25 protein-coding genes are annotated in these 23,610 nt (G+C 68.2%); 13 read left to right on the forward strand and 12 right to left on the reverse strand.

The features are described from left to right. The first annotated feature begins 89 nt into the window (after positions 1-89). Positions 90-1,259: a xylose isomerase gene (xylA, locus tag H5J31_RS12930; RefSeq protein ID WP_181772769.1), complete on the forward strand. Its 1,170-nt coding sequence runs from the start codon at positions 90-92 to the stop codon at positions 1,257-1,259. Between the two features lies 1 nt (position 1,260). Here xylA and H5J31_RS12935 read toward each other — a convergent pair whose 3' ends face one another. Both H5J31_RS12935 and H5J31_RS12940 read right to left on the reverse strand, forming a co-directional pair. Further along, a complete protein-coding gene (locus tag H5J31_RS12935) occupies positions 1,261-2,286 on the reverse strand; it encodes an alpha/beta fold hydrolase (RefSeq protein ID WP_181772770.1) in 1,026 nt (341 codons plus the stop codon). A gap of 100 nt (positions 2,287-2,386) precedes the next feature. Further along, entirely contained in the window at positions 2,387-3,142 is a 756-nt protein-coding gene (locus H5J31_RS12940; RefSeq protein ID WP_181772771.1) for a thioesterase II family protein, read from the reverse strand. 159 nt (positions 3,143-3,301) lie between these two features. Between H5J31_RS12940 and H5J31_RS12945 the strand changes: the two genes are divergently transcribed. After that, entirely contained in the window at positions 3,302-3,679 is a 378-nt protein-coding gene (locus H5J31_RS12945; RefSeq protein WP_181772772.1) for a hypothetical protein, read from the forward strand. Between the two features lie 7 nt (positions 3,680-3,686). Here H5J31_RS12945 and H5J31_RS12950 read toward each other — a convergent pair whose 3' ends face one another. Next, the gene (locus H5J31_RS12950) at positions 3,687-4,379 is read right to left on the reverse strand and encodes a hypothetical protein (protein ID WP_328701467.1); all 693 of its coding nucleotides are present in this window, start codon (positions 4,377-4,379) and stop codon (positions 3,687-3,689) included. A gap of 97 nt (positions 4,380-4,476) precedes the next feature. Here H5J31_RS12950 and H5J31_RS12955 point away from each other — a divergent pair, with 97 nt between their 5' ends. Further along, positions 4,477-5,331, forward strand: coding sequence for a fructosamine kinase family protein (locus H5J31_RS12955; protein WP_181772773.1), 855 nt, complete (start codon positions 4,477-4,479; stop codon positions 5,329-5,331). Positions 5,332-5,535: 204 nt separating this feature from the next. On the opposite strand, the gene H5J31_RS12960 is transcribed toward H5J31_RS12955, so the two are convergent. Further along, the gene (locus H5J31_RS12960) at positions 5,536-6,213 is read right to left on the reverse strand and encodes a TetR/AcrR family transcriptional regulator (protein ID WP_181772774.1); all 678 of its coding nucleotides are present in this window, start codon (positions 6,211-6,213) and stop codon (positions 5,536-5,538) included. A 92-nt stretch (positions 6,214-6,305) separates the two neighbouring features. Here H5J31_RS12960 and H5J31_RS12965 point away from each other — a divergent pair, with 92 nt between their 5' ends. Further along, a complete protein-coding gene (locus tag H5J31_RS12965) occupies positions 6,306-7,031 on the forward strand; it encodes an SDR family oxidoreductase (RefSeq protein WP_181772775.1) in 726 nt (241 codons plus the stop codon). 47 nt (positions 7,032-7,078) lie between these two features. Continuing rightward, complete coding sequence (locus H5J31_RS12970) at positions 7,079-7,795, forward strand: class I SAM-dependent methyltransferase (protein WP_181772776.1); 717 nt, start codon at positions 7,079-7,081, stop codon at positions 7,793-7,795. Here H5J31_RS12970 and H5J31_RS12975 read toward each other — a convergent pair whose 3' ends face one another. Next, positions 7,796-8,629, reverse strand: a complete 834-nt coding sequence (locus H5J31_RS12975; protein ID WP_181772777.1) for an RDD family protein — start codon at positions 8,627-8,629, stop codon at positions 7,796-7,798. Next, positions 8,626-9,366, reverse strand: a complete 741-nt coding sequence (locus tag H5J31_RS12980; protein ID WP_181772778.1) for a hypothetical protein — start codon at positions 9,364-9,366, stop codon at positions 8,626-8,628. The genes H5J31_RS12975 and H5J31_RS12980 overlap by 4 nt, the downstream gene beginning before the upstream one ends. Before the next feature lie 107 nt (positions 9,367-9,473). On the opposite strand from H5J31_RS12980, the gene H5J31_RS12985 reads away from it, so the two are divergent. Continuing rightward, the gene (locus tag H5J31_RS12985) at positions 9,474-10,316 is read left to right on the forward strand and encodes a helix-turn-helix domain-containing protein (protein WP_328701468.1); all 843 of its coding nucleotides are present in this window, start codon (positions 9,474-9,476) and stop codon (positions 10,314-10,316) included. Here H5J31_RS12985 and H5J31_RS40415 read toward each other — a convergent pair. After that, on the reverse strand, positions 10,289-10,507 hold the full coding sequence (locus H5J31_RS40415) for a DUF397 domain-containing protein (protein ID WP_328701469.1): 219 nt from the start codon (positions 10,505-10,507) through the stop codon (positions 10,289-10,291). The genes H5J31_RS12985 and H5J31_RS40415 overlap by 28 nt on opposite strands. A 196-nt stretch (positions 10,508-10,703) precedes the next feature. Between H5J31_RS40415 and H5J31_RS12995 the strand changes: the two genes are divergently transcribed. Further along, complete coding sequence (locus H5J31_RS12995; protein ID WP_181772781.1) at positions 10,704-11,486, forward strand: helix-turn-helix domain-containing protein; 783 nt, start codon at positions 10,704-10,706, stop codon at positions 11,484-11,486. A gap of 146 nt (positions 11,487-11,632) precedes the next feature. Here the strand turns inward: H5J31_RS12995 and H5J31_RS13000 are convergent, their stop codons facing one another. Both H5J31_RS13000 and H5J31_RS13005 read right to left on the reverse strand, forming a co-directional pair. Continuing rightward, positions 11,633-11,845, reverse strand: a complete 213-nt coding sequence (locus H5J31_RS13000; protein ID WP_181772782.1) for an amphi-Trp domain-containing protein — start codon at positions 11,843-11,845, stop codon at positions 11,633-11,635. An 89-nt stretch (positions 11,846-11,934) separates the two neighbouring features. After that, entirely contained in the window at positions 11,935-12,537 is a 603-nt protein-coding gene (locus H5J31_RS13005) for a formylglycine-generating enzyme family protein (RefSeq protein WP_181772783.1), read from the reverse strand. Between the two features lie 46 nt (positions 12,538-12,583). Between H5J31_RS13005 and H5J31_RS13010 the strand changes: the two genes are divergently transcribed. After that, on the forward strand, positions 12,584-13,219 hold the full coding sequence (locus H5J31_RS13010; protein WP_181772784.1) for a GNAT family N-acetyltransferase: 636 nt from the start codon (positions 12,584-12,586) through the stop codon (positions 13,217-13,219). Here the strand turns inward: H5J31_RS13010 and H5J31_RS13015 are convergent. Beyond that, on the reverse strand, positions 13,152-14,297 hold the full coding sequence (locus H5J31_RS13015) for a Cmx/CmrA family chloramphenicol efflux MFS transporter (RefSeq protein WP_181772785.1): 1,146 nt from the start codon (positions 14,295-14,297) through the stop codon (positions 13,152-13,154). The genes H5J31_RS13010 and H5J31_RS13015 overlap by 68 nt on opposite strands. 418 nt (positions 14,298-14,715) lie before the next feature. Between H5J31_RS13015 and H5J31_RS13020 the strand changes: the two genes are divergently transcribed. Both H5J31_RS13020 and H5J31_RS13025 read left to right on the forward strand, forming a co-directional pair. Beyond that, a complete protein-coding gene (locus tag H5J31_RS13020) occupies positions 14,716-15,795 on the forward strand; it encodes an NAD(P)H-dependent amine dehydrogenase family protein (protein WP_181772786.1) in 1,080 nt (359 codons plus the stop codon). Further along, positions 15,792-16,271: a carboxymuconolactone decarboxylase family protein gene (locus H5J31_RS13025; protein WP_181772787.1), complete on the forward strand. Its 480-nt coding sequence runs from the start codon at positions 15,792-15,794 to the stop codon at positions 16,269-16,271. The genes H5J31_RS13020 and H5J31_RS13025 overlap by 4 nt, the downstream gene beginning before the upstream one ends. Positions 16,272-16,314: 43 nt before the next feature. Here the strand turns inward: H5J31_RS13025 and H5J31_RS13030 are convergent, their stop codons facing one another. After that, positions 16,315-17,877, reverse strand: coding sequence for a GMC oxidoreductase (locus tag H5J31_RS13030; protein ID WP_181772788.1), 1,563 nt, complete (start codon positions 17,875-17,877; stop codon positions 16,315-16,317). 220 nt (positions 17,878-18,097) lie between these two features. Here H5J31_RS13030 and H5J31_RS13035 point away from each other — a divergent pair, with 220 nt between their 5' ends. From H5J31_RS13035 to H5J31_RS13045, 3 genes are all read left to right on the forward strand, one after another. Then, a complete protein-coding gene (locus tag H5J31_RS13035; RefSeq protein ID WP_181772789.1) occupies positions 18,098-18,463 on the forward strand; it encodes an RNA-binding S4 domain-containing protein in 366 nt (121 codons plus the stop codon). A 512-nt stretch (positions 18,464-18,975) separates the two neighbouring features. After that, positions 18,976-21,261 (forward strand): cellulose binding domain-containing protein, encoded by a 2,286-nt coding sequence (locus H5J31_RS13040; protein WP_181772790.1) that lies wholly within the window; start codon positions 18,976-18,978, stop codon positions 21,259-21,261. After that, on the forward strand, positions 21,258-22,712 hold the full coding sequence (locus H5J31_RS13045; protein ID WP_181772791.1) for a cellulose binding domain-containing protein: 1,455 nt from the start codon (positions 21,258-21,260) through the stop codon (positions 22,710-22,712). Before H5J31_RS13040 ends, H5J31_RS13045 begins: the two co-directional genes overlap by 4 nt. Positions 22,713-22,756: 44 nt before the next feature. Here H5J31_RS13045 and H5J31_RS13050 read toward each other — a convergent pair whose 3' ends face one another. Further along, positions 22,757-23,497, reverse strand: a complete 741-nt coding sequence (locus H5J31_RS13050; RefSeq protein ID WP_328701473.1) for a class I SAM-dependent methyltransferase — start codon at positions 23,495-23,497, stop codon at positions 22,757-22,759. Between the last annotated feature and the right edge of the window lie 113 nt (positions 23,498-23,610).

The raw sequence follows: 23,610 nt of genomic DNA on the forward strand, positions 1-23,610 counted from the left end.
ATTGTATTCGTTCGATGCCTGAACGAAAGCCTTGACCCGGCCGGGGCGCGTGGATAAGTTCAGGCATCAAACTAATTCGTGGAGGCGTGATGGCTCAGGCACCGACGCGTGCGGACAAGTTCAGCTTCGGGCTGTGGACCGTGGGCTGGCAGGCGAACGACATGTTCGGTTCGGCCAGCCGGGCCCCACTCGACCCGGTCGAGGCCGTGCACCGCCTCTCCGACCTCGGCGCCTGGGGGATCACCTTCCACGATGACGACCTCATCCCGTTCGGCTCGGCCGACGCCGAACGCGCGCAGGTCCTGAAGCGATTCCAGGGCGCGCTCGCCGAGACCGGCCTCGTCGTCCCGATGGTGACCACGAACCTGTTCAGCCACCCCGTCTTCAAGGACGGCGGCCTCACCAGCAACGATCGCGACGTCCGGCGCTACGCCCTGCGGAAGGTGCTGCGGAACCTCGACCTCGCCGCCGAACTCGGCGCGTCGACCTTCGTGCTCTGGGGTGGCCGCGAAGGCAGCGAGACCGACGCCGCCAAGGACGTCCGCGCGGCGATGGACCGGTACCGCGAGGGCATCGACTTCCTCGCCCAGTACGTGATCGACCAGGGCTACGGCCTCCGGCTCGCCCTCGAACCGAAGCCGAACGAGCCGCGCGGCGACATCCTGCTGCCGACCGTCGGCCACGCGCTCGCGTTCATCTCGACACTGCAGAACCACGAGATCGTCGGCGTGAACCCGGAGGTCGGCCACGAGCAGATGGCCGGGCTCAACATCGTCCACGGCATCGGCCAGGCGCTGTGGCAGGGCAAACTGTTCCACATCGACCTCAACGGCCAGCGCGGTCCGCGGTTCGACCAGGACCTCGTGTTCGGCCACGGCGACGTGCTGTCGTCGTTCTTCCTCGTCGACCTGCTGGAGCACGGCGGCTACGACGGGCCGCGCCACTTCGACTACAAGCCCCTGCGCACGGAGAACATGGACGGCGTCTGGGCCAGCGCCGAGGCCAATATGGCCAGCTACCTGCTGTTCGCCGAACGCGCCCGCGCTTTCCGTGCCGACCCCGAGGTACAGGCCGCGCTGGAAGCCGCCCTCGTCCCGGAGCTGGCGACGCCGACGCTGAACGAGGGCGAAACCGCCGCCGACCTGCTGGCCGACCGGTCGGCGTTCGAGGACTTCGACCCGGACAAGGCGGCGGAACGCGGTTACGGCTTCGTCCGCCTGTCGCAGCTCGCCCTCGAACACCTCGCGGGGGCGCGCTGACTCAGAACTTGTCGACGTCGATGATCGCCTTCGCGAAGTCTTCCGGTGCTTCCTGCGGCACGTTGTGCCCGATCCCGTTCAGGACGCGGTGCTCGTACTTGCCGGAGAACTTCGACCGGTAGGCCTTGCCGTCGGTGTTGACACCGTCGAAGTCGCTGCCGATCGTGATGGTGGGCACCGAAACCGCGGGTCCCTGCGCGAGTTTCTGTTCCAGGGCTTCGAGTTTCGGGTCACCGTCGGCGAGGCTGAGCCGCCAGCGGTAGTTGTGGATCACGATGGCCACGTGGTCCGGGTTGTCGAAGCAGGTGGCCGAACGGTCGTAGGTCGCGTCGTCGAAGGACCAATTCGGCGACGCGATCTTCCAGATCAGCTTGTTGAAGTCGTGGCGGTTCTTCTCGTAGCCGAGAATGCCGCGGTCGGTGGCGAAGTAGTACTGGTACCACCAACCGAGTTCGGCGGCGGGCGGCAGCGGCTGCTTGTTCGTCTCCCGGTTGGTCACGAGGTAGCCGCTCACCGAAACCAAGGCCTTGCAGCGTTCGGGCCAGAGCGCGGCGATGATCACGGCCGTGCGCGCGCCCCAGTCGAAGCCGCCGAACACGGCCTTGTCGATCTTCAGGGCGTCCAGTAGCGCGACGATGTCGGCCGCGATCGCGGACTGCTGGCCGTTGCGGAAGGTGTCCTTCGACAGGAACCGCGTCGGCCCGTAGCCCCGCAGGAACGGCACGATCACCCGGTACCCGGCCGCGACCAGGCGCGGGGTGACGTCGACATAGCTGTGGATGTCGTAGGGCCAGCCGTGCAGGAGTACGACGACGGGCCCGCCGGCCGGGCCCGCCTCGGCATACCCGATGCTCAGCTCACCGGCGTCGATCTGCTTCAGCGGGCCGAACGAGATGTTCCCGCCGGTCGTCGCAGGTGTCGCGGTCGCCGCCGCCGGTGCGGCCGCGGGCTGGGACGAGCAGCCCGCCAGCGTGGCGCCCGCCCCTGCGGCGATGACGGCCTGCGCGAACCTTCTCCTGGTGAGCATCCTGATTCCTCCCGCGAAACGCCTGGTACGGGACGAAGTTAGGGGCTTGACGAAGAGCGCGGCGACCGTCGGACGACGTCATCTGTGTAAGTCGCCCGGGCTAGGCGACTTCCGGTTGGAGGTCGAGGAACGCCGCTTCGAGCCGCCGGATCCGTGCCCAGAACTCGGCTTCCCGGCCGGGCTCGAGGACGCCGAGATGCCCGCCGGGGACGACGCGGCCGACGAACGGACCGGAGGTCCACACCCGCCACCCGCCGGTGGCGTCGTCGCCCGAGGCGAACGCCGGGTCGTCGGTGCCGCGGATCGCCGCGATCGGGCACGCGAGACGCGACCGCACGGGCCCGCGATAGGTGTTCAGCAACTGGAGATCGCCGAGCAGGAGGTCCAGCGCGTACTCCCAGCTTTCGGGGGAGTCGCGGTAGCCGGCGACCGGGGTGAGACCGGTGCGGCCGAACACCCGCCCCATGGCCGACGCGCTCGCTTTGGCGTTCTTGTCCGGCGAGCGTCGTTGCGGCGCGCACGCGTCCACCACGATCAGGGCGGCAGGGGCGACGCCGAGCCGCTGCGCCGTTTCGAGCGCGACGAAGGCGCCCATTCCGAAGCCGATCGCCACGGTCCTGGAGAACCAGTCCCGTTTCGTTTCGCCGGCGAGGTGTGTGGCCAGGTCTTCGACGGTCTTCGCGGGAGACTCCACGAGCCGTTCCCCGTGTCCTGGGTATTCGACGCCCCAGACGTCCGCCCCGGCCGCGTCGGCGAGCGGATCGAAGGTCCGCATCGTGCCTCCGGCAGGCGGAAACAGCAGGTAACCGGGCCCGCGTCTGTCCGAAGTGGACAGTAAGGTGAGCGCAGCCGTCATGATCCGAAAGATACGCGCGGTTAACCCGAACGGGGTAACGGTTTGGGATGATCAAGATCAAATCACCCAGCCGGGGGAGGTTCGCCCGAAAGGTCACCCGCCATGTCGTATCCGGCGCACCTCGTTCGACGTCCTGATAAGAGCCGGAAGGAGAAAGCGATGAACACCACGACACTGGCCTCGACCACGCGGCTGAACCCGGTGAGCCGCACCCTGCCGGTTCTGCTGACGATGGAGGACGACGCCGAAGACGTCGGCCGCCTGGCGCCGGACGACCGCCTGACCTGTCACGTGCACGGACGCTGGATCCACCAGTGCGTGGCGTCCCCGACGCACGTCAACCCGGTCACCCGGCACCGCTGGTGCCGCCCGTGCGGTACGGCGCTGACCGTCTCCGTCGACGAACTGTCCGGTGACGTCACGATGTACTGCCCTCGGTGCGGTCACGGCGAAAGCGCCGCCTCGGCACGGCTGATCACCGCCTGCCGGGCGAGCCTGGCCGCCGCGCGCGCCCGGAAGGTCTTCGAGGCGGCCTAGGCTCGGACTATTTGTTCCGCCAGGTCACGGCGCGTGAATCGGCGCTTTCGTACGGCTGGGTGGTGTACGCCAGCGAGGTGATCGGGTCGGACGCGACGCCGAAGTGCAGGCGGCAGGCCTCGAACACTGCTCCCTTGGCCGAGAAGTCCTTCGGCGCGAAGTTCTGGTCTTCGCAGCCAGTGACGTCGCTGTCGCCCATACCGAGGAGGGAACCCGGCCAGCCGCCGCTCTTGGTCTTGGCGGTCAGGATCGGCGCGGTCACTTCGGCGAGATTGGTGCCGTCGATATTCGTCAGCTTCTCACGGACGAAGAAGAAATTCTTGCCGCGCAGCTTTGCCTTGTCCTCGTCCTTGAGAGGCAGGCCATCGATGTCGGCATCGGGTGCCTTGACCGATTCCACGGTGACGGTCAGCCCGACGACGCCCTTGGCGTAGCGGCTGTAGAACGGGATGATCGCCTGCTCGCCGAACTTCAGCTTCGTACCCGGCTTGACCGTCTGGTCGGTGACCTCCAGCGTCGGAGTGGTGGTCAGGTACGGCATTTCGGTGCTCGTCGGCGCGGTCGACGACGGCGCCTCGCCGGACGTCGTGCTCCCCGCGGCCTTGACCTGGCCGGACGTGTCGGGTGTCGTGCACCCTGCCAGCGCGGCGCCGATCATGACGGCGAAAACGGCATGACGAACTCTCGGACGTGTGGGCACGACCGATCTCCCCTCGAGATGTGAACGCGTGGATTTCCCCCGTTGATCACTCTAGACAACGAGCGTTCACCCGATCGGCGGAGGTAGGTTGCGGGACATGACCCAGGTTTCGACGCCTGCCGAGGCGGCCACGAGTTTCACCGGACGAGCCGTCGCCGAGCAACGCGGGCTGTCGGACACCGTGACCGAAGTCGTCCTGGACAGCGGGGACACCGTCGTCGTCAAACGGGGGCATACCCGGAACGCGGCGGCCGCGGAAGCGGCGGGACTGCGCTGGCTGGCCGAGGCAGGCGCGGTGCGGGTTCCCGAGGTCCGCGGTAACGACGGTGACTGGCTGGTCACCGAACTGGTCGGTGGTGGACGTCCGACGCATCACGCGGCGGAACGTCTGGGCCGGGGACTGGCGGCGTTGCACGCTTCAGGGGCGCCCGCGTTCGGCGCGGCGCCGCCCGACGGTCCTGCCGAAGCGTGGATCGGCCTCGCCCCGATGGAGAACGCGACGGGGGAGGACTGGCCGCGGTGGTATGCCGAGTACCGGGTCGTGCCCTACGTCCGCCGTGCCGTCGACGAAGGCACTCTGGACGCCGAGGAGGCCGCCGTCATCGAGAAGGCCTGTGCGCGGCTTCCGGAAGTTGCCGGGCCGGCGGAACCCCCGGCGCGCCTGCACGGCGATCTGTGGAACGGCAACGTGTTGTGGGGTGCCGTCGACGCGTGGCTGATCGACCCGGCCGCGCACGGCGGTCATCGGGAGACCGACCTGGCCATGCTGCAGTTGTTCGGCTGCCCGCTGCACGATCGCGTGCTGGCCGCCTACCAGGAGGTCACGCCGCTCGCCGACGGCTGGGCCGAGCGGACCGGGGCGCACCAGCTGTTCCCGCTCCTCGTCCACACCGTCCTTTTCGGACGGACCTACGCCGGACAGGCGGTGGCCGCCGCGAGGGCGGTCGGCTAGGCCGTGCCGTCCACCTGATCACGCGTGCCGTCCCTCTGGTCACGCGCGCCGTCCACCTGATCACGGGTGCGCGCAAGACTTATCGGGTCGGGCTCGGGACATAGGGGTGGGCGGTGTGCGTCGAAGGACGGCACGTGTGATCAGGCGGACGGCACGTGTGATCAGGCGGACGGCACGCGTGATCAGACGGACGGCACACGTGTTTTAGCGCGCGACACGGTCTAGCCATTCGGCGAGCAGCGCGTGCTCGGCCGGGGTCAGCGCGTCCACCGGGTCCTTTTCCAGTGCGGCTTTGAGTGCGACCGCGCGGCTGGGGATGTCCGAAGCGCCGTCATCGGCGGAATCGGTGGTGATCGTCCCGATGACGTGCTCGCGGGCGGCGCTGATCAGGTCGAGGTCGCGTTGCTCGGGCGGGCTCGCGATGAGCGAGAGGATCACGCCCATCCCGGTCGCGTGCACCAGTTGCGCCGCTCGTTCCACCGGCACGCGCAGGCGGCCCGCCGCGGCGATGCGTTCGACGATGCGGCGGAGCATCCCGTCCGCCTCCTTGCGGGCTTCACGGACGCGAGGCTCGCCGTACATGAGCAGGTAGAACGCCGGCTGGGACAGCCCGAAGTCGAGGTGCAGATCCCAGCCGCGCCGCAGATCCTCGACCGGGTCGTCGCTTTCCCCGAGCGCGTGCTTCCCGGCGAGATAGCTCTCGAAACCGTAGGCCGCGACGGCGTCGAGCAGACCGTCCTTGTCTCCGAAGAGGCGGTAGAGGGTCGGAGCCTGGACGCCCGCGGCCGCGCTGACCGCTCGTGTCGAGAGCGCGTCGCGTCCGCCCTCCACCAGCAGATCGGCGGCCGCGCGGACCAGCCGGTCCTTCGTCGTCAACGTCACGGATCGACGATAACACCTTCTAGGTAGCGCTGGTTCGATATCGCTGATACGGTTTTTATGTTAGCGACGGAAACACCTGATGGGAGTGCACCATGACACGCGTTGCGATCGTTACCGGCGGTTCGCGGGGTATCGGCCGGGAGAGTGCCGAACGACTGGCGTCCGACGGCTTCGCGGTCGTCGTCGTGTACGGCGGCAACAAGGACGAGGCGCAGGCCGCGGTCGACACGATCACCGCGAAGGGCGGTCAGGCGATCGCCGCCCAAGCCGACGTCGCCGACGAAAACGCCGTGGCGACCGTTTTCGACACGGCGGAGAAGACCTTCGGCGGCGTCGACGTCGTGGTCCACGCGGCCGGGACGATGTATCTCGCGCCGGTGGCCGAACTGGACCTCGACCGGCTCGACCGCCTGCACCGCACCAACATCCGCGGCACCTTCGTGGTCGACCAGCAGGCCGCCCGCCGGGTCCGCGACGGCGGCGCGATCATCAACTTCTCCACCTCGGTGCTCGGGCTGGCGTTGCCGGGGTATGCCGCCTACGCCGCTACCAAGGGCGCGGTGGAGGCGATCACGCTGGTGCTGGCCCGCGAACTGCGCGGCCGCGACATCACCGTGAACGCGGTCGCCCCCGGTCCGACGGCGACGGCGTTGTTCCTCGACGGCAAGGACGAGAAGACCATCGCGGGCATGGCCGCCCAGCCGCCGCTCGAACGCCTCGGGACCCCGGGCGACATCGCCGAGGTCGTCTCGTTCCTGGCCGGCCCGGCCCGCTGGGTCAACGGCCAGGTCCTCCGCGCCAACGGCGGAATCGTCTGAGTTTCGCCGACGGCGGCCATCCGGCCGGTCGTGCCAGTATCGATCACATGACTTCGGTTCCCGTAAACGCCTACGACGGTTTCGCGGAGGCCTACACGGCCGAGAACGAGACCAGCCTCAACAACGCCTACTACGAGCGTCCCGCGACCCTGGCGCTCGCCGGGGACGTGGCGGGCAGGCGGATCCTCGACGCCGGCTGCGGATCGGGCCCGCTCTTCGCGGCCTTGCGTGACCAAGGCGCCGTCGTGAGCGGCATCGACGCCAGCGCGGGGATGCTGGAGCACGCCAAGCGGCGGCTCGGCGCCGACGCGGACCTGCGGGTCGCCGACCTCGCCGACCCGCTGCCGTTCCCCGACGACACGTTCGACGACGTCATCGCGTCCCTGGTGCTGCACTATCTCCAGGACTGGGGGCCGACGCTCGCCGAGATGCGTCGCGTGCTGAAGACCGGCGGCAGGCTCATCGCCTCGGTCAACCACCCCACGGCCGACTACTGCATCGAGCGGATGGCCGGGCGCAGGCCCGACTACTTCGAGATCTACAACGCGACCTTCGAGTTCGAACTGCGTGGGCAGACCGCCAGGATGAGCTTCTGGAACCGGCCGCTGCACGCGATGACCGACGCGTTCACGGCGGCCGGCTTCCGGATCTCCGCCATCGGCGAACCCCAGCCCGTGCCGGCCGCCCGTGAACTGTTCCCCGAGGACTTCCCCTTGCTCGCGACCGCTCCGAGCTTCCTGTTCTTCGTCCTCGAAGCCGCCTGATCACCCAGGCCGGTTCCGCTCGTCATCGCGGGACATCGCCTGACGGCCCCGTTCACGCACCTGCTGGAAGGTGGCCTGAGCCTGTTGTGAGAGCTGCTGGACCTGTGGCGCCTGCCAGGCCTGCCTGGCGAACGTCATCCCGCCGTCGAACGCGCGCTGCTGGAACTCGCGCGCCTGCCGCAGTTGTTCCGTCCAGGTCTTGGGGACCACGACCGAACCGGTCCGCCGGTCGTGCCAGCAGGTCTTGCCGTCCGGCGATCCCCGCAGCAGACCGCATTCCACCGCCGAGAAGATCAGGAGCGAGATCCCGGCCAGCGCGAGCAGCACGCTCAGCTGGAGGACCGCCGCGACCAGCAGCACCCACCCGAGTCCCGGCGCCAGCACCGTGATCGCGGTCCGGGCGCACACCTGGCCGAAGTTCAGCTTGCCGCCGTCGGCTCGGCGCACAGTGAGGGCGAACGCGGCTTTCCCGAGAGTGCGTCCCCAAGTCCGTACGAGGACCACTTCGTAGACCATGATCAGGAGGACCTGCGCAGCCAGTGTCAGGGCGATCCACAGGACGACGTCGCCCCACAGGTCGCCTACTTCCTCGCCGGCGGCATCGCCGAGTGCGCCCCATTCGCCGAAGGCGGCCTTGAAAAGTCCTTTGCCCGCCAAGGTGAAGCCGTGTTTGCCCGCTTCGGCCTGGATCCTCTCGACGGTCAGGAACCAGAGCGGCGCGGTGACCAGCCATGGCACCAGCCAGTCGATCCACCGCGCGCCCCAGCGGCGGGCCGATGTCGGAGACGGCAGGGGACGGGGTGGCGGGAGCACGTTTCCCGGAGGCTGGATCATCGGCCCGCCCCCGGCCGGATCCGGCGGTCCCACAACGGGTTCTTGATCGCGTCCCACCACAACGACGCGGCGACGACGCCGGCCGCGATCTCCACGGGCTCGAATTTGACGACCACGCTCAGTCCGTTGATCTCCACGACGGTTTCGAGCAGACAGGCCAATCCGGCGACCGCCGCGGACCAGTGGCTGCGGAGCAGAAGGGCCAGCAGGCAGACGACGGCGACGATCGACGCGTCGGCGACGAGCATGGTGAGGGTGGCGATGGCGGCCTTGACCAGGAGGACGCGGAGCATCGCGAACTCGTCCCGCTCTTCGGGCTCGAGTTTGCGCGGCCGTGATTCCCTGGGGTACAGGGAAAGATGGAAGCGCTCGTCGAACTTGTCGAGTATGGCCGGGTACGCGGCTCCCCAGATCAGGAACACCAGGAAGCCGACGAGGACCAGCCCGGTGTGGCCGTCCTCGACGGCCTTGTACTTCCCGAGGAAGAACGCCGGGACCAGTGCCGCCAGACCGGCGACCACCATCAACGCGGTGGAGACCGTGGCGAGCCCGTGGAACCGGGTCGACAGAAGAAGCACCAGCGGCGCACCGATCACGAAAGCGCCGTAGACGAGGCCGGTGCTGAGGAACCAGAAGGCGAGGATCGCCGTGGTGAGCCAGAAAACGGCATAGAGCAGCCATCTGCCCAAGGCGTTCTCGACCACCTCCGGGACGCCTTCTTCGATCATCTTGTCCATGGAACGTGCCCCCTCGTGCAAGAATTGCATTCTGCATGGACGGTAGTGACTCGCGTCACGTAGTGCAAGAGTTGCATTGTGTAGTTTTTGCGTCGATGGGAGATCGAGTGGCAGGGGCGTCTGACGCGGTGGAGGACCGCCGCCGGTTCGGTGGCGAACTTCGGCAACTTCGGGAGAAGGCGGGCAGAACGCTCGACGAGGCCGCGGCGCGGCTGGAGTGCTCGTCCGCGAAGGTCAGCCGGATCGAGACGGGCCAGGTCGCGGTCCGGCCGCTGGATCTGCGGGAGCTGCTGGACTTCTACCAGGTGACCGGTGCCCGCCGGGCCGCCATGCTCGCGGTGTCGCGTCAGCGCGGCAAACGGCCGGAGTTCGACGGCGTCATCTACGACGGCTACAACCTCTACCTCGGGTACGAGGAGGAGGCCGGCGAGATCCGCGAGTACCAGCCGTACTGGATCCCTGGCCTGTTGCAGACCCGGGAGTACGCGCTCGCCCTGTCCCTCGCCGCCGGTTCGACGTCCGAGGTCGCCGAGCGCCGGGTCGGGCTGCGGATGGATCGCCAGGCGCTCCTCCGGCGGGAGGACCCGCCGCGTCTGTCGGTCGTCGTCGACGAGGCGGCGCTGCGCCGTCCGGTGCCCGAACCGGGTCTGATGGCCGCGCAGTTGCGGTACCTGGCCGAGGCGGCGGGGGACCCGCACGTTTCCGTGCGGGTCCTGCCGTCGTCCGCCGGGATGCACCCGGCCCAGGCGGGCGGGTTCATCATCCTGGGCTTCCCGCTGCCCGACGATCCGAAGGTCGTCTACACCGACGACTTGACCGAAGGACGGCTGACCCAGGAACCCGACCGCGTGGCGGTGTACGTCTCGGCGTTCGAGCGGGTCCAGGCGCTGGCGCTGGAACCCGCGGAATCGGTGGAATTGATTCACGACGTGGCGGGGTCGCATTCCTGACCGTCCGGGGTCCCAGCACAATGGCGGACGAAAGCCGACCAGTTCGCGGGATCGACGACGAACGCGGGTCCGGGATCCTTGGCGTCCCGGACACCGACCCCCGTTTCCAGGAAGGCGACTTCCACACAGGTCGGGCCGCCTCCGCAGCGACTGCTCTTGAACCACGCCGCGCCGGTGAGATCGTGTGTCACAGGAGTTCCTTCCTCATTTGTTTCGCCGGATGAGGAAAGATCGTGGAATGTCGCCCCGTCGCGACGTCGGGAAAGTTCGTCGCGACAGCGCACACTGTGTGGACCAGCGAAGACGCGGCCCCGGACACGGGCTCCGCGAGATGTCGCTAATCTACGTCCGCACGGTCGCACAGCGCTGAGGGGACAGGGGAGCGCTATGGAAGCCCGGAGCGGCGATTCCGGTGACATCGCCGATGTCGAAGAGCTCGGCGCGCTGATCAAACGGCTCCGGGACGAACGGAGTCTCACCCAGGACAACGTCGCGGGCCGCGCGGCGAAACACGGGCTCAGGGTCAGGCGTGAACGAATTTCGGAAATCGAGAACGGCAGGCGCGAACCGCCGACGCAAAGCGAGCTGCGGGCCATTCTTCTCGGCCTGGGACAAACCGAAGAAACGGTGAAGCGACTGCAGGGTGTCCTCGCCCGGTCGGCCACAGTGCCGGTGGTGGGCGGCGACGTCGTGGAACTCGCCTTCGGTGACCCCGTGCAAGCGCCGCCGCCGGTGCTTCCCCGTCGGTTCGGCTTCGGGCATCGGCTCGTGTTGTTGCTCTCCGGTGCGATCGTCGGCGTGCTGGTCGCGACCGCGGTCGCCGGGGTGTGGCCGTGGACGCTCATCACCTACGAGGCCGACCTCCAGGTGAACGTCGGACGCCCGAACCCGGCCGACGCCGCCGGCGTGTGCCCTCAGCGGAGCACCGACGTCCGCGACCATCGCGACGACACCGCCGGGTCGATCTGGTACCGCGAGTGCGCGGACTACCTGGAGATCTGGGTGACCGACCATATGAAGGACGGCCGGTGCGTCTGGGCGATCGTGCACTGGAGCAACGGCGTCACCGACACGTCGAACCGGGCCTGTCCGGCGGGCAAGATGGAGTTCTCGAAGATCGCCAGGTACGGGCCGGACTTCTGGATGGAACTCGTCGCCAGGGCAACCTGACGACCCGCGTTCAGTCCTCTGCTTGCGATCCTTGCGCGTGCAACTACCGCAACGAGAGGACTGAACGCGAAACCTCTTGCCGAAGGTCAGACGACGGTCTCGTCGGAGTCCTCGGCCTCGGCCGAGTCGTCCGACTCCTCGATCTTCTACTTCAGCTGGAACTCGACCTCTTCCTCGCCGTCGCCTCGCTCGTGCTCGATCGAGAACTGCGCGCGGGCCGGGACGCGGAAGCGTTCCCCGGCGATCTGGATGCGGAACGAGGTCTCCGACTCGAGCGCGTCGGCGAGACGGCGCAGTTTCGCGACGACGTCGGCGGTGGAATAGACGCGCTCGACGTCTCGGGGAGCGGTTCCGGTCACGGTTTCCTCCAGTGTCCGACACCCGGCCGGGCGTCCGTGCCCTCATTCAATCGTGTGATCGTCGCGGGCCGTCGCCGGGGTCACAGCGGTCACAACGTCCGTGCGAGGCGGAAACCGACGTCGTCGACGCGGAACGTCGGGTGGCTGCGGCGCCGCACCGACGCCCGGCAACTCCAGTGCTCGTCGAACCAGCCACCGCCCCGCAGGACCCGGTACTCGCCGTACACCTCGGCGTCGTAGACGTCCCAGCACCATTCCCAGACGTTGCCCAGCATGTCGTGCAGGCCCCAAGCGTTGGGCGCCTTCCCGCCGACCTCGTGCACCGACTCCGCCGAGTTCTCGCGGTACCAAGCGACTTCATCGAGCGGGCCGTAGCGGGGGCCGGTCGTGCCGGCCCGGCAGGCGTGCTCCCATTCCGCCTCGGACGGCAGGCGGAATCCGTTCGCGGCGACGTCCCACTTGACGTCTTCGTCCACCTCGTAGGCCGGGGTCAGGCCTTCGCGTTCGGACAGGGCGTTGCAGAACCGGATAGCGTCCAGCCACGAGACGTCGACGCGGGGGAAGCGGCTCGTCTCGCTCGCGGTGACCGGCACCGGCGCGAGCAGGAAGGACGCGATGCCGACCGTCCAGCTCCGCTCCGTCCGCCGGTCCGAAAGCGTCACTTCGCCCGCCGGGATGGTGATCATCTCCATGGTCGGGCCGATGCTACCCAGACCGCCGGTACGCCATGATGAGCGCGTGCCCCTGCTCATCGAGCCAGTGCTGCCCGCCGGGACCTTCCGGGCCGAGCCCCAGCCGTGCCTGATCGTCGACGACAGACTCCTGCTCCGGCCTTGGTGTGCCGACGACGTGGAGGCCGTCGAAGCCGCCTTCGCGTGCCCGGCCGTCCAGCGCTGGCACGTCCGTCGCATCGACGGCGAAGACGAGGCGCAGACGTGGATCGAAGGCTGGGACCGGCGCTGGGCGGCCGAGACGGACGCGAGCTGGGCGGTGGTCGACGCTCGCGACGACCGCGTCGTCGGACAGGTCGGCCTCCGCACCATCTCGCTCTTCGAGGCTTCGGCACAGCTGTCCTACTGGGTCCTCCCTTCCGACAGGGGCGCCGGGATCGCGTCCGGCGCGGTGGCGGCGTTGACGCGGTGGGCGTTCGGAACCGTCCGGCTGAACAGGCTGTCCCTCCTGCATTCCACCGCGAACGCCGCCTCGTGCCGCGTCGCGGACAAGGCCGGGTACGGCCTCGAAGGAACCTTGCGGTCTTCGATGCTGCACGCGGACGGCTGGCACGACGTCCACGTGCACGCTCGGCTCAAGAGCGACTCGTCACCTTCACCGGCCGAACAGCCAAGAGGGCCAGTGCGGCGATCGCCGCACTGATCCAGACGGCGTAACGGTATTCGTCCGTCGCCTCGGTGACGAGACCGGCGAGCACCGGTCCCAGGAACGCGCCCGCGTTGAGCGCGACCGTGGCGAACGAACCACCGAGCGTCGGCGCGCCGGGCGCCACGTGCATGACCCGGGCCACGAGCGCGGACCCGCAGCCGAACGACAGTCCACCTTGGACGGTCGTCACGACGAAGAGCGCGATCGGATGCGCACCGGTCGTCGCCAGCAGCGCCCAGCCGACGGGCAATGCGCACAACGCGAGCACCAGGCCACGCCGGAGTTCGCCGTCACCGGTGCGGCCGGCCACGGTGACCCCGAGGAACGCGCCGACACCGAAAGCCGCGAGCAGACCGGAGACCGCACCGCTGGGAAGGCGTGCGACGTCCGTCGCGATGACGGCGAGGAAGGCGAACGTCGCGAAGGTCGCTCCGTTGACCAAGGCGGCGAGGACCATCGCCTGCCGTACTGAGCGCTCCTTCAGTTCACGGGTCTCCCGCCGGATCGAGATCTCGTGCCGTCCGGGCGCGTCGGCCGGAGCCGAGCGGAACACCAGCACCAGCGCGGGCAGGCACAACACGGCGACCGCCCAGAAAGCCGATCGCCAGCCGGCGAGATCGCCGAGCACCGATCCGGCGGGTACGCCGGCGACACACGACAGCGTCACACCCGACAGCAGAACAGCGGTCGCCCGTGACTGCTTTCCAGGCGCAGCCAAGGAGACCGCGACGGGCATCGCGACGGCGAGGAATCCGGCGTTGACGATCGCCGCGACGATCCTGGTGCCGAACAGCACCGGGAAACTCGTGGTGAGCGCACCGATCACGTGCACCACCACGAACGCGGTCAGGAATCCGGCCAGCGCCCGGCGGCGTGGCCAGCGTGCGCTGAGCACGGCCATGGCGGGGGCGCCGACGATCATTCCGACGGCGTAAGCGGACGTCAGCGCGGCGGCCGCGCCGACCGAGACCGACAGGTCACCGGCGATCCCCGGCACGAGACCGGAGGCCATGAATTCGGAGGTGCCTTGCGCGAAGACGGCAAGGCCGAGGACGTAGACGAACAGGGGCAACGGACGACTCCCAGACAGAAGGTGAGCAGGAGGAGCCGTGCGCGGGACAGGGGAGAACCCGGCCGGGCGCACGGAAAAGCGCTCCGGTCACCGGGAAGCGAGAGGGGCCGATGCCTAACGGCCGGACACGACGACTCGCCGCCGGACGACCGGCGGCTGGGTTCTGTCGGACTCGGGGCTCGTCACGGGAACGCACACTACACAGCGATACCGCCAAGCCTCAACTCCGATCGACCGCGGAGAGCTGGCAAATGGCGGAACGGGTAATGCCGGTCACCGAAGAAAACCGCGTTCGTTCCGCGTACCGGAACGCTTTCGTTGCCCCCTTGATTGAAGCCGAGTAATGCACTCTGACCTGCGGTTTTCGTGATTGTTTCGGTACTGGGAACCGAACTTCGAATCCGTTAACCTCGACTTCATGATTCCCACAGTTGTCTGGGGTACAGGCAACATCGGCCGTGCTTCCATCCGGGCCGTCGACGCGCATCCGGCCCTGGAACTCGCCGGTGTGCTCGTGCACGATCCCGCGAAGGTCGGCCGTGACGCGGCCGCGCTCGCGGGTGTCGACGGTGAACTGGGTGTGGCGGCGACCGATGACGTCGAAGCGATTCTGGCGGCGGGTCCGCGGGCGGTGGTGTACGCGGCGTCCGGTGACATCCGGCCCGCCGACGCGCTGGCCGACATCGTCCGCGCGATCCGGGCGGGGGCGGTGGTGGTGACGCCGGCGCTCTACGCGCTCTACGACCAGCGCAACGCGCCCGACGAACTGCGGGAGCCCGTGCTCACCGCGATCGCCGAGGGCGGTGGTTCCCTGTTCGTCTCCGGCGTCGACCCCGGCTGGGGCAACGACATCCTGCCGTTGCTGATCAGCGGGCTCGGCACCACCGTGGACGCGGTCCGCTGCCAGGAGATCTTCGACTACTCCACCTACGACCAGCCGGATTCGGTGCGTTATCTGGTCGGCATGGGACAGCCGATGGACTACCAGCCGCCGATGCTGGCACCGTCGGTCCCGACCATGGTGTGGGGCGGGCAGGTACGGCTGATCGCGCGTGGTCTCGGCGTCGACCTCGACGACATCCGCGAGACGCTGGACCGGCGTCCGCTCGAAGAAACCGTGACCACACGGGCGATGGGCGAGTTCGAGGCGGGGACGCAGGGTGCTGTCCGGTTCGAGGTCCAGGGCATTGTGGACGGCGAACCCCGCATCGTCATCGAACACGTCACCCGCATCCACGCGTCGTGCGCGCCGGACTGGCCCACACCGCCCAATGGTGACGGGGCGCACCGGGTGATCATCGAAGGTCGCCCGAGGATCGAGGTCTCCGTCGAGGCCACCGACGAAGGCGAGAACCGGTCCGCGGGCGGCAACGCGACCGCGGTCGGCAGGCTGGTCGGCGCCATCGACTGGCTCGTGGACGCCAAACCCGGGCTCTACGACGCACTGGACGTCCCGTTGCGACCGGCCACCGGCAAGCTCGGAAGGAGCGCGCGATGAACATCGACATCCCCGAGGGCAAGGACCCGATCGGCTACGTATGGGGCGAGATGGTGCCCGGCATCGGCGTCGCGGCGTCCCAGCTCTCCCTGGCGGTCTACTCCCATACGACGCTCGGCCTGCGCGAGTTCGAGGCCGCGCGGCTGCGGATCGCGCAGATCAACGGCTGCGTCTTCTGCCTGGACTGGCGGACCGATCGCGACGGCGAGAAGGTCGAGGAGGGGTTCGCCGACGCGGTGACCGAGTGGCGGACCACGGAGGCGTTCGACGAACGGACCCGGCTGGCCGCCGAGTACGCCGAACGCTACGCGCTCGACCACCACGGCATCGACGACGAATTCTGGAAGCGGATGGGCGAGTTCTACAGCCAGCGCGAAATCGTGGAACTGAGTATGAGCATCGGGTCTTGGCTCGCCTTCGGGCGGCTGAACCACGTATTGGGGATCGACACGGTCTGCGTACTGCCGAAGATATGAGAAAGGGCCGGGGCACGCGCCCCGGCCCCTTATTTGATCGTCGTCACAAATCGGTGGCGACGATCTTTTCGATGTTCCGTTCCGCCAGCGCGGTAATGGTGACGAACGGGTTCACCGACGTATTACCCGGAATCAGCGCACCGTCGATCACATAAAGGCCCGGGTACCCGTTGAGCCGTCCGTAGTTGTCGGTCGCCTTGCCCAGCACCGCGCCACCGAGCGGGTGGTAGGTGAGATGGTCGCCCCAGATCTTGTAGACGCCGAAGAGGTCGGTCCGGTAGATCGTCCCTTCCTTCGCATTGATCTTGTCGAAGATCGTCTTCGCCATGTCGATCGACGGTTGTTTCCACGCGGTCTGCCAGTTGAGGTCGACCTTGTTCGCGCCCGCGTTCCAGGAGAACGTGCCGCGGTTGGGGTTCTTGGTGATCGACAGGTAGAACGACGCGAAGGTCTCGATCCCGGTCGGCAGCGGCGCGACCTCGGCGAACGCGCCGCCCGCCGCCCAGTTGTCGATCCCGGCGGTGGGGATGGACGACTGCAGCGCACCCGTGGCGTCCCACATGTGGTTGGCCCGGCCGCACATGACGTTCCCGTTGTCGCCCCAGCCTTTGCCGACCTCGTTGCCGAGGTTGGGCAGCGCGCCGGTGGCCTTGAGCTTGACCAGCAGCTTGCTCGTGCCGACGCTGCCGGCGGCGAAGAAGACCTTGTCCGAGGTCACGGATTTGGTCGCGGTCACCGCGCCGCTGGTGTCGAGCTGCTCCATCACCACCGTGTATCCGCCGCCGGACGCCGGCGTGACCGAGGTGACGCGGTGCAGGGGCGAGATCGTCACCCGCCCGGTCGCGCGGATGCGCGGAAGATACGTCTGCTGCAACGACTTCTTGCCGGCGTTGTTGCCGTAGAGGATCTCACCCGCCAGCGCGGACTTCGGGACGGTGCCCGCCTGCTCCTTCTTCATGTAGTCCCAGTCGTACACGTCCGGGACGAACAGGAACGGGAAACCCGATCGCTGTGCGTGTTTCCGGCCGACCCGCGCGTACTGGTAGCACTCGGCGGTCTCGAACCAGTTCTGGTCGATGGTGGCGACACCGAGGCCGGCGTTGGCGCGCGGGTAGTAGGTGCCGTACATCTCGTCGGCGTTGACCGTGGGCAGGACCGTGCCGAAGTTCTCGCGCTTGGGTGTCACCGCCATCCCGCCGTTGACCAGCGAACCACCGCCGACACCGCGGCCCTGGTAGACGGTGATCCCGGCGAACTCCTCGGCGTCGAGGATGCCGGTGTAGCGCGGGACGTCCTTGTCGATCGGGAAACCGAGGAAGTTGCTCAGCGGCTGTTTGGTCCTGGTCCGCAGCCAGAACGAGCGATAGTCCGGGGTCGTGGTGTTGGCGAAGATCTTGCCGTCCGTGCCCGGGGTGTCCCAGGACATCCCCAGTTCGACGAGATGGACGTCGACGCCCGCCTCGGCGAGCCGGAGCGCGGCGACGCAGCCGCCGTAGCCGGAACCGATGACGAGTGCCGGGATGCGCGCCGCGTCGGCGATCGAGTTCGCGGCGGGTTTGTTCTCTTGACCGGCGAATGCTGTCCCACTCAGGGCGGCGGCCCCCAAGATAGAACTCGTTCCTGTGATGAATAGGCGGCGCGACAATTGGCCAGAACTGCTATTGCGCATGGGTTCGTCGCTCATGTGATCATCCTCACCGTTGAGGCATTTAGAACAAGTTATACCTACGGTCTCGGCGGGTGGCAATAAAGGCGGCGATTCTTTTCTTCAGTCTCCGGCCAGGTAGGCGGGCGTCCGGCGCGCGGATGGGCCACTATGTACGGCTGTGGAGTCCACTCGAGTTGATCGCTGGCTGTGGGCCGTCCGGCTGACGAAAACGCGTCCGGACGCCGCCGCGGCGTGCCGTGGCGGGCATGTCCGCGTGAACGGCAAACCCGCCAAGCCCGCCACCACGGTCGTCGCCGGCGACGAGGTGCGCGCCCGGGTCCACGACACCACGCGGATCTTGGAAGTGACGCGGGTGATCCAGAAGCGCGTCGGGGCCGCCGACGCGGCGACCTGCTTCATCGACCGGACACCCGCACCTCCTCCCGAGTCCGCGATCCCGGTGGCGCGGCGCGAGCGAGGTGCGGGACGGCCGACCAAACGGGAGCGGCGCGTGCTCGATCGCTTCCGCTCGGGGGAGAGCTAGGGCGTGTTTCACAAGTCGGGTTCGCGGTCTTCGCGCCCAGGCGGCCCCTGACGGCACGGGCGGATACGCCCGAGTACGACCCGGTACGAGGGCGATCCGCCCGCACCGCCAGGAACCACCTGGATCACGAAGCCCATCGAACAGACTTATGAAACACGCCCTAGCCGCCGGATCTCGCGTGCCCAAAGCCGGATCTCGGGTGCTTGGAGGCGGATCTCGCGTGATCGGAGACCGTTCACCGAGTGCGGCTTCCAGGCACGCAAGATCCGTCCCTGAGCACGCGAGTGCGGTGTCTGGTCACGCGAGTTCCGCCTTCGTCGGCGAGGTGTCGACACTCAGTATGTTCACATATATGGACGTTATTCACATCCGTTGACGGGTGACAGGAACGTGAACTATAAAGACTGGGTCCGGGTGTACACGCCGCAACACCTTCCGTCAGTCCGTCACGGAGGTTTCGGGTGTCCCGAAAAAGTCCTCTTCGTCGTGCCGTCCTAGCGGCGGTCTCCGCCGTGGTCGCCACCACCGCCCTGCTGCAGCTACCGCCCGGCGCGGCGGACGCGGCACCGGGGCCGGGGCCGGGGGCGCTGACCGGCCTCGACACCGGAGCGGCCAACCGCCGCGCACCGGTCGCGGGGCTCTACGACTGGTCCAGGGCCGGATATCGGGGCGGTGCCGCACTTCCCGGCTCCGCCGAAGTGAATCCCAGCGCCACCTGCCAGGTCACCGCGGCCGAGCTGGCGAGCCAGTACAACGTCAAGCCGGACGACGGCGCCGACGACACCAACGGGATCCAGGCGGCGATCGACGGGATCAAGAGCGCCTGCTCGCCGTCCGGGAGTTACACCAAGCTGAGCACGATCACCTTCGCCGCCGGGCGTTTCGACGTCACGCACGAGATCCACGTCGACGCCGACTACCTGATCCTGCGCGGCGCCGGCAAGGACGCGACGAAGTTCGTCTACCGGCCCGACGCGAACACCTTGTACGACACCCTCACCCCGGACGGTTCGGACTGGGACGAGGACGGGATGACGTCGGGCGCGGGCAAGGGTGGCTGGCTGTGGCCGGGGCGCGGGTTGTTCCGCGTCCAGTCCCGGGGAGTGCACTCGTCCTACGCGAGCGATTACGCGTCGGCGCCCGCCAATCGCAAGGACATCTTCGAGGGCACGGTCAACGTCCATTGGAAGGCCGGCGTGAAGCTGCGGGGCAAGCCGGGCGACACCGCTTTCGCCGCGCGGATGGGGGACCGGGTCGTCCACCTGGCGAGCAGCGGTGCGCTCACGTCGCTCGCCGCGGGCAACCTGGTCAACATCCGGGCGGCCAACTCGCTGAAGTTCTACGAACAGCAGCAGGCGACCCCGACCACGTTCCCGTTGCTGAACATGCACATGCGCGCCCAGATCCTCACGATCGCGGCACTGGACACGTCCGCGCGCACCATCACCCTCGACAAGCCGCTCGAGTACGACGTCCCGGTCACGTCCACTTCGGACGGTTCCGCTCCGATCGACGGCGCCACGTACGACTCGAAGGCTTCCCCGCTGGTCGACCCGGTCCTCGGCGTCGGGTTCGAGAATCTCGGCTTCACCCAGGACATGCCGGGCTTGAACCCGGCCGAGGCGAACAACAACTACGGCAACATGGCGCCCGCGGCCGAGATGCACGGGATCGTCTTCAAGTGGGCGGCGAACTCGTGGGTGCGCGGGATCCGCGCGGACATGACCGGGTCGCATCCGATCGTCACGGAGGAGGCGAAGAACCTCCAGATCGTCGACAACGAACTCAACGGCTCGTGGAACAAGGGCAAGGGTGGCAACGGCTACTTCCGCGGCTCTCGCGTCTGGGACTCGCTCTACGCCGGGAACACTTCGACCCTGTTGCGGCACTTCACCTTCCAGTGGTCCGCCTCGGGCAACGTGGTGATCGGCAACTCGTTCGACTCCGATCTGAACCTTCACGGCGGCTGGGAGCGCAACAACCTCTTCGAGCTCAACACGGTGAAGGTCTCGTACGCGCACCGTTCGGGGAACTGCCGGGCCAACTGCGGCGAGGAGGGCGGCGGCGGACCCGACGACTCGAACTGGTTCCCGATCTGGTGGGGCGCGGGCAAGAAGGCCGTCAAGTGGTCGGGTGCTTCCGGCTACCGCAACGTGTTCTTCAACAACGCCATGACCAAGCAGGCGACGGACGGCGGACCGTATAACGACTTCTACGCCGACCGGCACCGCGTCTACGTCTTCGGCTGGGACGGCACCGCGTACAAGCACCTCGACATCGGCGGCACGCCGATCACCGACTGGGCGAAGAACGAGCAGCGGGATTACACCGGTGGCCACGGGGTCGACGCGACCAAGACCGACGCCGCGTCGTCACTGTTCCTGAAGTCCGTCGACGGCACTCCGCCGTCGTCGTCGACGGGGCAGACCGGCACGCCGACGTCCACGACACCGACAACCACCACGAGTACACCTGACCCCGGTGCGTGCCTGACCGCGACGTTCGCACGGAAGTCGGTGTGGGACAGCGGTTACGGCGGCGGGTTCACCGTCACCAACACCTGCTCGGCGGCGGTGGGCTCGTGGGCCGTCGAGTTCGACCTGCCCGCCGGGACCACGATCAGCGGTTCGTGGAGCTCGGTGCTGACCAAGGCCGGGCAGCACTACCGATTCGGGAACGCGACGCACAACGGAAGCGTCAAACCCGGTGCGACGGCGAGCTTCGGCTTCAACGCCGCCGGTCAGGGGCTCCCGGTCGCCTGCACGATCGCCGGATCACAGTGCGGAGGCACGGAATGACGAGGAAACGACTGCTCGCCGCGATCGCGGCCACGGTGTCGGCGGCCGGCCTGTTCGGCGCCGTCGTCACCGCGGAGGCGGCCGCGCCCAGCCTGTCCGCCACCTTCGCCCAGAGTTCGGCGTGGGACAGCGGTTACGGCGGTAAGTACACGATCGCCAACTCCGGCGACGCGAACAGCGCACAGTGGACGATCGAGTTCGATCTCCCCGCCGGGACGACGATCACCACGTCGTGGAGTTCCGTGCTGACCAGGGCCGGGCAGCACTACAAGGTCTCGAACGCGGACTTCAACGGCACGATCAAACCGGGCGCCACGGCGAGCTTCGGGTTCAACACCAGCGGTCTCGGTGTCCCGTCCGGGTGCACGGTCAACGGAAGTCCCTGCGGGGGAGGAGTCCCGACCACCACGAGCCCACCGACGACGACTACGACCGCCACGACCAGCAAGCCGCCGACGTCCGCCACCGTCCCACCCGGAGACGTCGTCGACGTCGGCACCGCGGCCGAACTGCAGGCGGCGCTGGCGGCGGCCGCCCCTGGTCAGACCATCCGGCTGGCCGCCGGGACCTACCGAGGCTCCTTCGTGGCCACGAAACCCGGCACGGCGAGCGCGCCGATCACGGTCACCGGGCCGGCCACGGCGGTCCTGATCAACGACGGCCCGTCGGGCACCGCGCCCTCGTGCCCCGCACCGACGGCGGGCTGGGACTCCGGATACGGGCTCTGGCTGTACGGCGCGCCTTACTGGCACCTCGACGGTTTCACCGTGCAGGAGTCGAAGAAGGGGATCGTCGCGGACGACTCCCACCACACCGTCATCGACGGCGTCCGCGTGCATCGGATCGACGAGGAGGGCGTCCACTTCCGCCGTTCCTCGGCCGACAGCGTCATCCGTGATTCGACGATCAGCCACACCGGCCTCGTGCAGGCGGGTTACGGCGAGGGCGTCTACCTCGGGTCGGCGAACTCGAATTGGGGGTGTCACGGGAACTCCGGCGGCGTCGACCGCAGCGACCGGATCCAGGTGCTCGGCAACCACATCGGACCGTACGTCGCGGCGGAATCCATCGACGTCAAGGAAGGCACCACCGACGGCGTCATCCGCGGCAACACCTTCGACGGCCAAGGCATCAGTGGGGAGAACTCGGCCGATTCCTGGGTCGACGTCAAGGGAACCGGCTACGTCATCGAGGACAACACCGGCACCTTCGCCTCACCAGGGACGTTCGTGAACGGCTACGAGACGCACAACCCCGGCACTACGCCGTCCTTCCTGAACGGCTGCGGGAACGTGTGGCGGAACAACAGGTCCGATCTGGGCGGCGTCGGCCAGTACGCCGTCAAGATCACGTCGACGTCGAAATGCGCGGAACGACCCAACGTCGTCTACGCGTCCAACACCGTGTCGAGGGCGGTGAACGGGCTGACCAACATCCCGGTCACCCCCTGACGGACGCCGGTGGCGGGAGCGGCGCGGCTCCCGTCACCGGCAGGTCAGTCGCGGATCGCGGCGATCGCGACGGTGGCATAGCGCACGGTGAACCGGCCGCCCAGCCGGTCGATCGCCGCGCCGACCTCGGCGAGGATTTCCTGCCGCGGCCCGGGGTCGACCCACGTCAGCGAGCCGAACGTCGGGATCTGGTCCAACCATTCGTCCCGTGTGTACACCCGTTCCCAGTCGTAGCGGCTTCGCTCCGGCTCGCCGAAGCCGCCTGCTTCACGGAGGCCGTCGGCTGCCTTGGCGAGGATCGGCCCGTACGGGTCGGAGGACTGCTTCGGCACGTTCTTGAGGTCGATCGGGGAATCGGGCACGTGTCGGCGGTACGCGTCCGTCAGCGCGCCTGTGACCGCTTCGGGTGGTTCGGGCACGTGCCAGAACGCGGCCCAGAGGCCGCCCGGTCGCAGTACTTCGGCGGCCTTGGCAGCGCCCACGACCGGATCCACCCAATGCCAGGCCTGCCCGGAAACGAGCAGGTCGAACCGGCGCCCGACGGGCTCCCAGTCTTCGAAGGTCGCGGTTTCGACGTCGACGCCGCTCGTGCGGGCGAATTCGGCCATCCGGGGATCCGGCTCGACGCCCAGCACAAGGCAGCCCGCCTTCTGGAGCTGACGCGCTTCGATGCCGGTGCCGACACCGACGTCGAGGGTGACCCGCCCGGGGGCGGACGCGACGAGGTGATCGATGAGTTCCGGGGGATAGGCGGGCCTGGTCCGGTCGTAACGTCCGGCGTCCACGCCGAAGGATTCCGCGGCCTGTCGATGACGGTGAGGCTCACGCCCCGACGGTAGAGTGGGCATGCGCCCACCATAAGTGGGCATGTGCCCACTCGTCAACGCAAGGGAGTCGT

Origin of the sequence: Amycolatopsis pittospori (assembly GCF_013870525.1) — a bacterium.
Lineage (GTDB): Bacteria > Actinomycetota > Actinomycetes > Mycobacteriales > Pseudonocardiaceae > Amycolatopsis > Amycolatopsis pittospori.

Bases quoted from the DNA above. Each gene is read 5' to 3' on its own strand.
- xylA (WP_181772769.1), top strand. From the start codon at position 90: ATGGCTCAGGCACCGACGCGTGCGGACAAGTTCAGCTTCGGGCTGTGG.
- H5J31_RS12935 (WP_181772770.1), bottom strand. From the start codon at position 2,286: ATGCTCACCAGGAGAAGGTTCGCGCAGGCCGTCATCGCCGCAGGGGCG.
- H5J31_RS12940 (WP_181772771.1), bottom strand. From the start codon at position 3,142: ATGACGGCTGCGCTCACCTTACTGTCCACTTCGGACAGACGCGGGCCC.
- H5J31_RS12945 (WP_181772772.1), top strand. From the start codon at position 3,302: ATGAACACCACGACACTGGCCTCGACCACGCGGCTGAACCCGGTGAGC.
- H5J31_RS12955 (WP_181772773.1), top strand. From the start codon at position 4,477: ATGACCCAGGTTTCGACGCCTGCCGAGGCGGCCACGAGTTTCACCGGA.
- H5J31_RS12965 (WP_181772775.1), top strand. From the start codon at position 6,306: ATGACACGCGTTGCGATCGTTACCGGCGGTTCGCGGGGTATCGGCCGG.
- H5J31_RS12970 (WP_181772776.1), top strand. From the start codon at position 7,079: ATGACTTCGGTTCCCGTAAACGCCTACGACGGTTTCGCGGAGGCCTAC.
- H5J31_RS12975 (WP_181772777.1), bottom strand. From the start codon at position 8,629: ATGATCCAGCCTCCGGGAAACGTGCTCCCGCCACCCCGTCCCCTGCCG.
- H5J31_RS12980 (WP_181772778.1), bottom strand. From the start codon at position 9,366: ATGGACAAGATGATCGAAGAAGGCGTCCCGGAGGTGGTCGAGAACGCC.
- H5J31_RS12995 (WP_181772781.1), top strand. From the start codon at position 10,704: ATGGAAGCCCGGAGCGGCGATTCCGGTGACATCGCCGATGTCGAAGAG.
- H5J31_RS13005 (WP_181772783.1), bottom strand. From the start codon at position 12,537: ATGGAGATGATCACCATCCCGGCGGGCGAAGTGACGCTTTCGGACCGG.
- H5J31_RS13020 (WP_181772786.1), top strand. From the start codon at position 14,716: ATGATTCCCACAGTTGTCTGGGGTACAGGCAACATCGGCCGTGCTTCC.
- H5J31_RS13025 (WP_181772787.1), top strand. From the start codon at position 15,792: ATGAACATCGACATCCCCGAGGGCAAGGACCCGATCGGCTACGTATGG.
- H5J31_RS13045 (WP_181772791.1), top strand. From the start codon at position 21,258: ATGACGAGGAAACGACTGCTCGCCGCGATCGCGGCCACGGTGTCGGCG.